Raw genomic sequence first — 12543 nt, 5'->3', positions numbered from 1 at the left:
CTATGCCTGCTGTCGTCAAATGCCCCACCTGCGGCACCGATGTGGCCTGGGTGCCCGACAACAAGTTCCGCCCCTTCTGTTCCGAGCGCTGCAAGCAGATCGATCTCGGCGCCTGGGCGTCCGAGAAATACGTGATCGGCGGCAAGCCGGGCGAAACCTCCGCCGACCAGCCTGAAGACGAGGACGACTGAAGCGCCCTCGCCTTCAGCCCTCCCTGGTTCAGTGCGCCGCCGCCAGCACGCGGCGGTAGAAGCCCACGCACACCAGTGCGAACACCGCCAGGCCCAACCACTGCGCGGTCGCTTCAAACCCCGCCCCGACCAGCGCCAGCGGTGCATCCTTGCCCGACAGGCCGATCAGCGCGGCCAGCATCACCCCAACCAAGCTTTCCCCTACGATCAGGCCCGAGGCCAGCAGCGTGCCGCGCCGCTCGGCATGTTGCAGCGCCAGCTTGACGTCGTCCCCGCGCGCCAGCGCCTGGTTGGGGTCCATGCGCGCAGGCAGCGCGCCGGCGAAGCCATAGGCGCTGTAGAGCAGTTCCAGTACGGGCGGGATCACCGCAATGGCGCGGGAACGTCAGGCAGGCGCGGCCCAGGGTCTGTGCCCTAGGCTTCCTCGGCCAGCCATTCGACCACCGGGATGGTGGCGGGCAGCAGCGGCGCGACCGTCACGGGCACCGTCTGCCAGGAAAAGGCCTGGCCTTCGCGGCCGACCGGGTCACCGCGCCAGGCAGTGACCTTGCAGAAATAAAGACGCACATAGGCGTGCGGGTAGTCATGCTCGAGCACATGCCAGCGCTCGCAGTGCGTGATGTCCAGCCCCAGCTCCTCATGCAGCTCGCGGGCCAGCGCGGCCTCCACCGTCTCACCCGGCTCCAGCTTGCCGCCCGGGAATTCCCAGTAGCCCTCATACGGCTTGCCATCCGGGCGCTGCGCCAGCAGGAAACGCCCGTCGGGCTGCACCAGCACGCCGACGGCAACCTCGGTGACCTTGCGCTGGGCCGTATGGAGCTGGGCCTGCGCCGGGACCTTGTCCTGCCCTTGTGTCATGCGCCCTCCACGTCGGCAATGAACGGCTTGCCATGCTTGCCGCCCCAGTCGCGCGCAAACTGCCAGGCCACGCGGCCCGAGCGCGAGCCGCGCTCCAGCGCCCACACCAGCGCATCGCCGCGCGCCGCGGCGATGTCCTCGTCGGTGCAGCCGAAGTGCCTGAGCCAGTGGCCGACGATGGCCAGGTATTCGTCCTGCTTGGGCGGGTAGAACGACAGCCACAGCCCGAAACGTTCGGACAGCGAGATCTTCTCTTCCACCACTTCGCCGGGATGGATCTCGCCATCGTCGGTGTGACGGTAGGTCTCGTTGTCCTTCATGTACTCAGGCAGCAGGTGCCGGCGGTTGGAGGTGGCGTAGATCAGCACGTTGTCCGACTGCGCCGCCACCGAGCCGTCCAGCGCCGACTTGAGCGACTTGTAGCCCGACTCGCCCTCTTCGAACGACAAGTCGTCGCAGAAGATCACGAAGCGCTCGGGGCGCTGCGCAACCAGCTCGACGATATCGCCGAGATCGCCCAGGTCATCCTTGTCCACCTCAACCAGCCGCAGCCCGTCCCTGACGAAGGCATTGAGGCAGGCCTTGATCAGCGACGACTTGCCGGTGCCGCGCGCGCCGGTCAGCAGCACGTTGTTGGCCGGCAGCTTGTTCACGAACTGGCGCGTATTGCCGACGATGGCGTCCTTCTGGCGCTCGATGTTCTTCAGGTCGTCCAGATGGATCGGCGGCAGCTGGCGCACCGGCTGCAGGTAGCCGATATTGCCGAACAGGCTCTGCCGCTTGCGCCAGCGGAACGCCACGGCCTCTTGCCAGTCGGCGTCGCTCAGTTGCGGCGGCAGCCATTGTTCGAGTCGGGCGAGGAAGTTATCGAGGCGGGCGGCAAGGTCAGACATGGCAGCGGGCGTGTGGCAGTAGAGGTCAGCGTGTTGCTGGCAGTTATGAGCGGTAATCCGCGTTGATCGACACGTAGTCGTGCGACAGGTCGCAGGTCCATACGGTCGCTTCCGCCTTGCCGCGGCCGAGCGCGATGCGCACGGTGATCTCGGCCTGCTTCATCACGCGCTGGCCGTCTTCCTCGCGATAGTCGGGGTTGCGGCCGCCATCGCGGGCGACCCAGACATCGTCCAGCCACAGGTTGACGCGGCCGACATCGAGGTCGTTCACGCCGGCGTAGCCGACCGCCGCCAGGATGCGGCCCAGGTTGGGGTCCGACGCATAGAACGCGGTCTTGACCAGCGGCGAGTGCGCCACCGCATAGGCGATCTGGCGGCACTCGGCCACATCCTTGCCGCCTTCGACGCGGATGGTCATCAGCTTGGTGGCACCCTCGCCGTCGCGCACGATCATCTGCGCCAGCTCCTGCGCCAGCGCGGTCACCGCGTCGCGCAGCGCCTCGAAGGCCGGGCCTTCGGCGCGCTCGACCACGGCGCCGGACTTGGCCGTCGCGATCAGCACGAACGAGTCGTTGGTCGAGGTATCGCCGTCGATGGTGATGCTGTTGAACGAGTGGTCGGCGGCGTGGGAGACCAGCGCCTGCAGCACCGGCTGGGCCACGGCGGCGTCCATGGCGATAAAGCCGAGCATGGTCGCCATGTTCGGGCGGATCATGCCCGCGCCCTTGCTGATGCCCGACAGCGTCACGGTCTTGCCGTCGATCTGCACCGTGCGCGACGCGGCCTTGGGCTGCGTGTCGGTGGTCATGATGGCCTCGGCGGCGGCCAGCCAGTTGTCCGGCTTCGCGTTGGCGATGGCGGCGGGCAGGCCAGCCACCACGCGGTCCACCGGCAGCGGTTCCAGGATCACGCCGGTCGAGAACGGCAGCACCTGTTCGGGGGCGATGCCCAGTTGCGCGGCCAGCGCGTCGCAGGTGGCGCGGGCATTGGCCAGGCCCGGCTCTCCGGTGCCGGCGTTGGCATTGCCGGTATTGACCACCAGCGCGCGGATGCCCTTGCCAGCGGTCAGGTGCTCACGGCAGACCTGCACCGGCGCGGCGCAGAAGCGGTTGCTGGTAAAGACGCCGGCCACGGTGCTGCCTTCTGCCACGCGCACCACCAGTACGTCCTTGCGGTTGGCCTTGCGGATGCCCGCCTCGGCCCAGCCCAGCTCCACGCCGGCGACGGATTTCAGGTTCTCTGCCTGGGGCAGCGGAAGATTGACGGGCATGTGGACTCCTCGTTCCTGCTTGCGTTAACTGCTTGCGCTTTCTGCTAGCGAATTGCTTGTCTCAGACGAACATGCCCGCGGAGGGCGGGCATGTCGTTTCCATTCGCGTCACGCCTTGCAACGGGCGCGACGTCATGCCGGTGCGCGACTCAGCTGAGCCGGCCGTGGCACTGCTTGAACTTCTTGCCCGAACCGCACGGGCACGGATCGTTGCGGCCGACCTTGGGCATGCCCGCCAGCGCCAGCTCGGCGGCGGCCATAGCCGCACCGGTGCGCGGCGACGGCGCTTCCTCGACCGGCTCGCGCCCTTCGGCGAACTCGTCGTGCTTGTACTGGACGTTCTCCAGGTGCGACAGGCCTTCCTCGATCTCTTCCGACGCCTGCTCCAGTTCTTCCGGCGACTGGATCTGCACGTTGAAGGTCACGCGCGTGACTTCGCTCTTGATCAGGTCCAGCAGGCGCGCGAACAACTCGAACGACTCGCGCTTGTATTCCTGCTTGGGATCCTTCTGTGCATAGCCGCGCAGGTGGATGCCCTGGCGCAGGTGGTCCAGCGCGGCCAGGTGCTCGCGCCAGTGTGTGTCGATGCTCTGCAGCATGACCGAGCGCTCGAAGCCGGCGAACGACTCGCGGCCGACCATCGCGACCTTGCTGTCGTAGCGCTCCGCGGCCGCCTTCATGATCAGGTTGAGCAGCTCTTCGTCCTCGATGCTCTGCGCGCCCTCGATAGTCTGCGCCAGCGGCACTTCCAGGCCCCAGTCCTCGCGCAGGCGCGTTTCCAGGCCGGCGATGTTCCACTGCTCTTCCATGGTGTCGGCCGGCACGTGGTCGCGGAACAGCTCAACCAGCACGCTCTCGCGCAGGTTGGTCACCATGTCGCCGACATCCTGGGCTTCCAGCACGTCGTTGCGCAGCTTGTAGATTTCCTTGCGCTGGTCGTTGGCGACGTCGTCGTACTGCAGCAGCTGCTTGCGGATATCGAAGTTGCGCCCTTCGACCTTGCGCTGCGCCGACTCGATCGAGCGCGTGACGATGCCGGCCTCGATCGGCTCGCCCTCGGGCATCTTCAGGCGTTCCATGATGGCGCGCACGCGGTCGCCGGCGAAGATGCGCAGCAGCTGGTCGTCCAGCGACAGGTAGAAGCGCGACGAACCCGGGTCGCCCTGGCGGCCGGCACGGCCGCGCAACTGGTTGTCGATACGGCGCGACTCATGGCGCTCGGTGCCGACGATATGCAGGCCGCCGGCGGTCTTGACCTGCTCGTGCAGCGAATGCCACTCATCCTCGAGCTGCTTGATGCGCGCGGCCTTTTCGGCGTCGGACAGGTTCGGATCCGCCTCGATAAAGCCGGATTGCTTCTCCACATTGCCGCCCAGCACGATGTCGGTACCGCGGCCAGCCATGTTGGTGGCAATGGTGATCATCTTGGGGCGGCCGGCCTGGGCCACGATCTCGGCTTCGCGTGCGTGCTGCTTGGCGTTGAGCACCTGGTGCGGCAGTTGTTCGCGATCGAGCAGGCCCGACAGGTATTCCGAGGTCTCGATCGAGGTGGTGCCCACCAGCACCGGCTGGCCCCGCTCGTAGCAGTCGCGGATATCGCGCACCACGGCGTCGTAGCGCTCCTTGCCGGTCTTGTAGATCTGGTCCTGCTGGTCCTTGCGCTGGGCCGGGCGGTTGGTCGGGATCACCACCACTTCCAGGCCGTAGATCTCCTGGAATTCATACGCTTCGGTGTCAGCCGTGCCGGTCATGCCGGCCAGCTTGCTGTACATGCGGAAGTAGTTCTGGAAGGTGATCGTCGCCAGCGTCTGGTTCTCTTGCTGGACGGTGACGCCTTCCTTGGCCTCCACGGCCTGGTGCAGGCCGTCGGACCAGCGGCGGCCGGTCATCAGGCGGCCGGTGAACTCGTCGACGATCACGACTTCGTCGTTCTGCACCACGTAGTGCTGGTCGCGATGGAACAGGCTGTGCGCGCGCAGGGCGGCGTACAGGTGGTGCATCAGCGTGATGTTCTGCGGCGCGTAGACCGACTCGCCCTCCCCGATCAGGCCCTGCTGCGACAGGATCTCTTCGGCCTTCTCGTGGCCGGCTTCGGTCAGGTAGACCTGGTGGCCCTTCTCGTCGACGTAGTAGTCGCCCGGCTTCTCGACGCCGGTGCCGTCGGCCTTTTCCTCGCCGATCTGGCGCTCGAGCAGCTTGGGGATGCCGTTCATGCGCTGGTACAGGTCGGTCTGGTTCTCGGCCTGGCCGGAGATGATCAGCGGGGTGCGGGCCTCGTCGATCAGGATCGAGTCCACTTCATCGACGATGGCGTAGTTGAGCGGCCGCTGCACGCGTTGCGACGGGTCGTAGACCATGTTGTCGCGCAGGTAGTCGAAGCCGAACTCGTTGTTGGTGCCGTAGGTGATGTCGGAGTTGTACGCCGCCTGCTTCTGGTCATGCGCCATCTGCGACAGGTTCACACCCACCGACAGGCCCAGGAAGTTGTACAGCCGGCCCATCCACTCGGCATCGCGCTGCGCCAGGTAGTCGTTGACGGTCACCACGTGCACGCCCTTGCCGGTGATGGCATTCAGGTACACGGCCAGGGTCGCGGTCAGCGTCTTGCCTTCGCCGGTGCGCATTTCGGCGATCTTGTTGTCGTTCAGCACCATGCCGCCGATCAGCTGCACGTCGAAGTGGCGCATCTTCATGACGCGCTTGCTGGCCTCGCGGCAGACGGCGAAGGCCTCGGGCAGCAGCGCCTCGAGCGATTCGCCGCCGGCGTGGCGCTGCCGGAAGGTCTCCGTCATGCCGCGCAGCTCGTCGTCCGAGAGCTGCTCGAACTTCGGCTCCAGCGCATTGATCTGCGCCACCGTGCGGCGATATTGTTTGATCAGCCGCTCATTGCGGCTGCCGAAGACTTTCTTGAGAAGGCCGGTGATCATCGATTGCTTTCACCTGCGCGGAACCGGATGGCATCCCAGGGATGCGGGCTGCTCCGGCGGCCGGGCGAGGAATGGATAGATTGGCGCAAAACGCCGAGTTTATCATGTGCCGGGGTCACGGCCGGAACGCACCTGGCCCCGTCCCGCAAGGGCAGGCGAGCCTGCCGGATGTCGGTCGCGCTTGTCGCCCGCGCGCCCCATCAGCCAGAGTTTGTGGCGGCCGCCGCAGCTTCAATCCACAGTGGGGCAAGGCGGCCCCCGCGCCCCTTGCTAGAATGCGTGCATGCGCCGCTTCACCCACCACGCCCTGCAAACCCCCGCCGCCAAGCCGCTCAATGACTGGCTGGCCAAGGCCGGCCCGGTTTCCGCGCTGATGCAGACCGCGCGCCAGCTGTCGGTACTTGAGGCCGAGGTGCTGGCGCTGCTGCCCGCCGGCATGCACAACGGTTTGGGTGTCGCCGGTGTCAAACGTGACGCCAGCGACCCGAACGGCCAAGTGCTGCTGTTGCTGGCGGCCCACGGTGCGGCCGCGGCGCGGGTGCGCCAGATCGTGCCGACGCTGCTGGGACGGCTACAGCAGCGCGGCTCGCCGATCACCGCGATCCGGGTGCGGGTGCAGCCAGACGTGCAGCGCCACTCGGACTGGGAAGTGGAGCCGGTGGCCCGCCAGCGCACCAGCGGCCGCATGACACCGGCCGGGCTGGCCAACCTCGACCAGCTGGCGCGCAGCCTGCCGGATTCGCCACTGCGCGATGCGCTCAATACCCTGCTGGCCCACCACCGCTGAAGGCCAGCGCGGCCCAAAACCAAAAAGCCGACCCTTGGGTCGGCTTTCTTGCATCGGCACCGCGGCTCAGGCGAATGCCGGCTGCGCCTGCGGCAGGAACGCGGCCGGGGCTTCCTCGATTCGGTCGAAGGTGACCAGCTCGTAGGCTTCCTGGTCGGCCAGCAATGCGCGCAGCAACTGATTGTTCAGGCCGTGGCCCGACTTGTTCGCCACATAGGCGCCGATCAGCGGATGGCCCACCACATACAGGTCGCCGATCGCATCCAGGATCTTGTGGCGCACGAACTCGTCGCCGTAGCGCAGTTCTTCGTTGTTGAGCATGCGGTGCTCATCCAGCACGATCGCGTTGTCCAGGCTGCCGCCGCGCGCCAGGCCCATCTCGCGCAGGGCTTCCACCTCGTGCGCAAAACCGAAGGTACGGGCGCGGGCAATCTCGCGCACGTAGCTGGTGTCGGCAAAGTCGATCGAGAAGGTCTGGCCGGTCTTGTCGACCGCCGGGTGGCGGAAGTCGATGGTGAACGACAGCTTGAAGCCGAAGAACGGTTCCAGCCGCGCCAGCTTGTCGCCCTCGCGCACTTCCACTGGCTTCTTGACGCGGATGAAGGTCTTCAGCGCGTTCTGCTCCTCGATCCCCGCCGATTGCAGCAGGAATACGAAGGACGCGGCGCTGCCGTCCATGATCGGGATTTCCTCGGCGTCGACGTCGACATAGAGGTTGTCGATGCCCAGGCCGGCGCAGGCCGACATCAGGTGCTCGACGGTTGAAACGCGCGCACCATCCTTCTGCAGCACCGATGCCAGGCGCGTGTCGCCAATGGCCGACGCGGCCACGGGAATCTCGACGGCCTCGGGCAGGTCGACGCGGGTAAAGACGATACCGGTGTCGACCGGCGCGGGACGCAGGGTCAACGTGACCTTGCGGCCCGAGTGCAAGCCGATGCCGACGGTCTTCACCAGGGATTTGATCGTGCGCTGTTTGAGCATGACAGCCTCAACTATTATTAAAATCTATCGTATGATTTTTCTGATTAAGGGATTTTACCACCACCTCAGGGGCGCTGCAGCCGGGTTTTGTTTCCGGCTGTTAACACTGCCTTAACAAGTTGCGTATTATCCACGTTTACCCGGATGACTGTGTCAGCCACGCAACGCCGCCAGCACCGCCTCGGCGCTGCTGACGCGGAATTCGCCCGGGGCTTCGACGTCCAGCCGGGTCACGACCCCGTCATCGATCACCATCGCGTAGCGCTTGGAGCGCACGCCCAAACCGCGCGCGCTCAGGTCCTGATCCAGGCCCAGCGCACGGGTCCACTCGGCGCTGCCGTCGGCCATCATGCGCACCGTGCCGGCCGCCTGCTGCTCGCGGCCCCAGGCGCCCATCACGAAGGCGTCATTGACTGACACGCACCAGACCTCGTCGACGCCGGCCTCGCGCAGCGCCGCGGCGTGCTGCACAAAGCCCGGCACATGCCTGGCCGAGCAAGTCGGCGTGAAAGCGCCGGGCAGGCCGAACACCACAATCTTGCGGCCGCGGACCAGGTCCGCCACCTTGAAGGCATTCGGGCCGAGGGCACAGCCGTTGCCTTCGGTTTCGAAGAATTCCTGCAGCGTGGCGTCAGGGACGCGGGAACCGACAGTGATCATGGGTCGTGGTCCTCCTGGGATTTCTGAAGAATAGTCCGGATGCCGGGGCGCAGACGCCCGTACTCAGCAGATGGGCAATCTCAAGATCATAGGCGCCCTGCCCGCATTGCCAAAGCCGGGTCACATCCGGTGACATCCGGCGCGGATCCGATACACCTTGCTACAAAGACGTCCGCGCGGCGCACCTCTTGGGTGCGCCGCGCGGACGCTGATACATCCCGACCGGGAAGGCGGGAAACCAGTCCGGGGAGGCGGCCAGCGGCACGCCCGTCCCGGCGACGGGATGCGGGTGAAGCTCAGTCCGGCGCAGGCGCGGCGCCGCCAGCGGCCCGGCGGTTCACATCAGTCCATGCAAGGCACGCGCGGATGGGGAGCGCACGTGCATCGCGACAAGGCGACGCGTTCCGTCAGGCGGCCGGTGGAGGCACCGATGCCGCGCCAGGCAGGGCTCAGTCTGCCTGCTTGCGCAGGAAGGCCGGGATGTCGTACGTATCCACACCCTTTTCCTGCAGCGCCGCCACGTGAGCCGACGCCGACTCACGCGAGCTGCGCCACACTGCCGGCGTATCCAGGTTGCTGTAGTCCGGCGAGCTGTGCGTGGCCGCTGCAGCGCTCATGTTGGCCATCATCTGCACCGGCATGTTGTCCGTGCCGGTCTTGAGCAGGGTCATCGGCTGTTGCTTCTTGGCCGAGCGGCCCAGGCCCGTGGCCACCACCGTCACGCGCAGCGCATCGCTCATCGAGTCGTCGTACACCGTACCGAAGATCACGGTCGCATCTTCCGCGGCGTAGCTGCGGATGGTGTTCATGACTTCCTTGGTTTCCGACAGCTTCAGCGAACGGCTGGCGGTGATGTTGACCAGCACGCCGCGCGCGCCGGACAGGTCCACGCCTTCCAGCAGCGGGCTGGCAACGGCCTGCTCAGCCGCCAGGCGGGCGCGGTCCACGCCCGACACGGTGGCCGTCCCCATCATGGCCTTGCCCTGCTCGCCCATCACCGTCTTCACGTCTTCGAAGTCGACGTTCACCAGGCCGTCAACGTTGATGATCTCGGCAATGCCGGCCACCGCGTTGTGCAGCACGTCGTCGGCGCACTGGAAGCACTTGTCCATCTCGGCGTCGTCGCCCATCACTTCGAACAGCTTCTCGTTGAGCACCACGATCAGCGAGTCGACGCTCGATTCCAGCTCGCTGGAACCATGCTCGGCCACCTTGGCGCGCCGCGCGCCTTCGAAGTCGAACGGCTTGCTGACCACGCCCACGGTCAGGATGCCCATCTCCTTGGCCACCTGCGCGACGATCGGCGCGGCGCCCGTGCCGGTGCCGCCGCCCATGCCGGCAGTGATGAAGACCATGTGCGCGCCACGCAGGGCGTCGGCAATCTGCTCGCGGGCCTGATCGGCGCAACCGCGGCCGACTTCCGGCTTGGCGCCGGCGCCCAGGCCCGTATTGCCGAGTTGCAGCACGCGCGAAGCGGTCGAACGCTTGAGCGCCTGGGCGTCGGTGTTCATGCAGATGAATTCGACGCCTTGCACGCCGCGGCTGATCATGTGCTGCACGGCATTGCCGCCCGCGCCGCCCACGCCAACCACCTTGATGATGGTGCCGTCCATCACTTCCGTTTCGATCATGTCAAAGTCCATCACTGCCTCCGAGAAAAATCAGTCCCCAGACGATGCGGCCTCCCCGCCGCAACCCCTGGTTTCTGAACAAGAAACCAATAAAAAGAAAACCTGAAAACTTCCGCCCGTCACGCAGGCCTGTCCGGTAGACCGCCCTGCCCGCGCGCCGTTGCATCGTCAGCGCGTCAATTTCCGCATTGATCAGAAATTGCCGACAAACCATTCCTTCATGCGGGTCCACACCTGCTTGACCGACCCGCTCTGCACCGCCACCTTGCGTCCGCGCATGCGTTGCACGCGGCCTTCCAGCAGCAGGCCCATCACGGTCGCGTAGCGCGGGCTCTTCACCACCTCGTGCAGGTTGCCGCGGTACTCGGGCACGCCCACGCGCACGGGCTTGAGGAAGATGTCCTCGCCCAGCTCGACCATGCCCGGCATCATCGCGGTGCCACCGGTGATGACCACGCCGGACGACAACAGTTCTTCATAGCCGGACTCGCGCACCACCTGGTGCACCAGCGAGTACAGCTCTTCGATGCGCGGCTCGATCACCGCGGCCAGCGCCTGGCGGCTGAGCGTGCGCGTGCCGCGGTCGCCCACGCCGGGGACTTCGATCATGTCTTCCGGGTCGGCGATCGCCTGCTTGGCGATGCCGTACTGGATCTTGATATCCTCGGCATCGGGCGTCGGCGTGCGCAGCGCCATCGCAATATCGTTGGTGATCTGGTCGCCGGCAATGGGGATCACGGCCGTATGGCGGATCGCGCCTTCGCTGAAGATGGCGATGTCGGTGGTGCCGCCGCCGATGTCGACCAGCACCACGCCGAGCTCCTTCTCGTCCTCGGTCAGCACCGCCAGGCTCGACGCCAGCGGCTGCAGGATCAGGTCGTGCACTTCCAGGCCACAGCGGCGCACGCACTTGACGATGTTCTGCGCGGCGCTGACCGCGCCGGTGACGATATGCACCTTCACTTCCAGGCGGATGCCGCTCATGCCGATGGGCTCGCGCACGTCTTCCTGGCCGTCGATGATGAATTCCTGCGTGAGGATGTGCAGGATCTGCTGGTCGGTCGGGATATTGACCGCCTTGGCGGTCTCGATCACGCGCGCCACGTCGGTCTGCGTGACCTCCTTGTCCTTGATCGCCACCATGCCGCTGGAGTTGAAGCTGCGGATATGGCTGCCGGCAATGCCGGTGAAGACCTCCGAAATCTTGCAGTCGGCCATCAGTTCGGCCTCTTCGAGCGCCTTCTGGATCGACTGCACGGTGGCCTCGATATTGACCACGACCCCTTTCTTCAGACCCTTGGACTCTGACTGGCCCATCCCGATCACCTCGTAGCTGCCGTCGGGGCGCAGTTCCGCCACCACGGCCGCCACCTTCGAGGTGCCGATATCGAGACCGACCAACAGGTCCTTGTATTCCTTGCTCATCGGGTTTTCTCCGCGTTCTTACTCTTCAGTCGCGTCGGATTGTTATTGGAAGTACCTGAAACCGCTGCTGCCGCCGCCGGCGGCTTGGCCGCCTTCGCTGCTTTCGCCGCCTTCTCTGTCCTGACCGCGGCTGCGATCTGCGCCTCGGTCAGGAAGCGGGCATTGGCGGCGCGGATGGCAAAGCCGTTGGGATAACGCAGGTCGGCATACTCGATCTGGCTGCCCCATTGCTGGGTGACCTGCGGCCAGGCCGCGACGAAGCGCCGCACGCGCTGGTCCATCGCCACGCGATCCTCATCGTTCTGCTCGCGGCCCAGTTCGACCTCCATGCCGTTGGACAGCTTCGCGCGCCAGGCATAGCGGCCAGACAGGGCCACCGCCAGCGGCTCGGCCTTGAGCGGCTTGAACCACTGGCGCATGACCTCGAGCTTCTCGATCACGTCGCCCTCGCTTTCCGGCGGCCCGTCCAGCGCCAGCAGCTGTGCGTCTTCTTCCGCCTCGGCGGTGTTGGCGACAAAGACCTCGCCATAGGTATTGATCAGGCGGCCACTGTCGGGCGTGCCCCAGGTGCCCAGCGCTTCGTGTTCCTCGACCTCGACCGCCAGGCCGTTGGGCCACTCGCGCCGCACGCTGGCGCGCCGCACCCACGGCACCGACTCAAACGCCTGCCGGGCCGCGTTCAGGTCCAGCGTGAAGAAATTGCCGGTCAGCTTGCCCAGCGCGCTGGCGCGCACGCTGGGCGCGTTCACGTGGCGCAGGGCGCCGCCGTCCAGCGGGCCGATCTCCACATGGGTGATGGCGAACACCGGCCGCTGCGCCAGCCACAGCAGGCCTGCCGCGAGCGCCATCAGCACCACCAGCGCGTACAGCGCGGAGGCGATCAGGTTGAGCAGGCGTGCGTTATGCCACATGGTCCG

11 protein-coding genes and 1 pseudogene are annotated in these 12543 nt (G+C 66.3%); 2 read left to right on the top strand and 10 right to left on the bottom strand.

Annotation, left to right across the window (positions count from 1 at the left end; genetic code table 11):
• Positions 1-2 precede the first annotated feature (2 nt).
• On the top strand, positions 3-191 hold the full coding sequence (locus A3A5_RS0111000) for a DNA gyrase inhibitor YacG (RefSeq protein WP_018310628.1): 189 nt from the start codon (positions 3-5) through the stop codon (positions 189-191).
• 28 nt (positions 192-219) lie between these two features.
• Here A3A5_RS0111000 and A3A5_RS0110995 read toward each other — a convergent pair.
• The 5 genes and pseudogenes from A3A5_RS0110995 to secA all read right to left on the bottom strand — a co-directional run.
• Positions 220-561 (bottom strand): annotated as a pseudogene (locus tag A3A5_RS0110995) (oligopeptide transporter, OPT family); the annotation flags it as partial.
• A 44-nt stretch (positions 562-605) separates the two neighbouring features.
• A complete protein-coding gene (locus tag A3A5_RS0110990) occupies positions 606-1049 on the bottom strand; it encodes an NUDIX domain-containing protein (protein WP_018310626.1) in 444 nt (147 codons plus the stop codon).
• The gene (locus A3A5_RS0110985; RefSeq protein ID WP_018310625.1) at positions 1046-1942 is read right to left on the bottom strand and encodes an ATP-binding protein; all 897 of its coding nucleotides are present in this window, start codon (positions 1940-1942) and stop codon (positions 1046-1048) included. The genes A3A5_RS0110990 and A3A5_RS0110985 overlap by 4 nt, the downstream gene beginning before the upstream one ends.
• A 43-nt stretch (positions 1943-1985) precedes the next feature.
• Entirely contained in the window at positions 1986-3212 is a 1227-nt protein-coding gene (gene argJ / locus A3A5_RS0110980; protein WP_018310624.1) for a bifunctional glutamate N-acetyltransferase/amino-acid acetyltransferase ArgJ, read from the bottom strand.
• Between the two features lie 149 nt (positions 3213-3361).
• Positions 3362-6139, bottom strand: coding sequence for a preprotein translocase subunit SecA (secA, locus tag A3A5_RS0110975; protein ID WP_018310623.1), 2778 nt, complete (start codon positions 6137-6139; stop codon positions 3362-3364).
• Between the two features lie 283 nt (positions 6140-6422).
• Between secA and A3A5_RS0110970 the strand changes: the two genes are divergently transcribed.
• Positions 6423-6926, top strand: coding sequence for a hypothetical protein (locus tag A3A5_RS0110970; RefSeq protein WP_018310622.1), 504 nt, complete (start codon positions 6423-6425; stop codon positions 6924-6926).
• 66 nt (positions 6927-6992) lie between these two features.
• On the opposite strand, the gene lpxC is transcribed toward A3A5_RS0110970, so the two are convergent.
• The 5 genes from lpxC to A3A5_RS0110945 all read right to left on the bottom strand — a co-directional run bounded on the left by lpxC (position 6993) and on the right by A3A5_RS0110945 (position 12537).
• Positions 6993-7910, bottom strand: a complete 918-nt coding sequence (lpxC, locus tag A3A5_RS0110965; protein ID WP_018310621.1) for a UDP-3-O-acyl-N-acetylglucosamine deacetylase — start codon at positions 7908-7910, stop codon at positions 6993-6995.
• Between the two features lie 153 nt (positions 7911-8063).
• Entirely contained in the window at positions 8064-8570 is a 507-nt protein-coding gene (locus A3A5_RS0110960; RefSeq protein ID WP_018310620.1) for a peroxiredoxin, read from the bottom strand.
• Positions 8571-9019: 449 nt separating this feature from the next.
• A complete protein-coding gene (gene ftsZ, locus A3A5_RS0110955; protein ID WP_018310619.1) occupies positions 9020-10213 on the bottom strand; it encodes a cell division protein FtsZ in 1194 nt (397 codons plus the stop codon).
• Between the two features lie 180 nt (positions 10214-10393).
• Complete coding sequence (gene ftsA / locus A3A5_RS0110950; protein WP_012353950.1) at positions 10394-11626, bottom strand: cell division protein FtsA; 1233 nt, start codon at positions 11624-11626, stop codon at positions 10394-10396.
• Positions 11623-12537 carry a cell division protein FtsQ/DivIB gene (locus A3A5_RS0110945; protein ID WP_018310618.1) on the bottom strand — a complete coding sequence of 305 codons (915 nt, stop codon included), beginning with the start codon at positions 12535-12537 and terminating at the stop codon, positions 11623-11625. The genes ftsA and A3A5_RS0110945 overlap by 4 nt, the downstream gene beginning before the upstream one ends.
• Positions 12538-12543: the final 6 nt, after the last annotated feature.

It is taken from the genome of Cupriavidus sp. UYPR2.512 (assembly GCF_000379565.1).
In the GTDB taxonomy this organism is placed as follows: Bacteria; Pseudomonadota; Gammaproteobacteria; order Burkholderiales; family Burkholderiaceae; genus Cupriavidus.
Note: the sequence above shows the minus strand (reverse complement) of the source record. Positions and strands in the feature narration are given on the sequence as shown.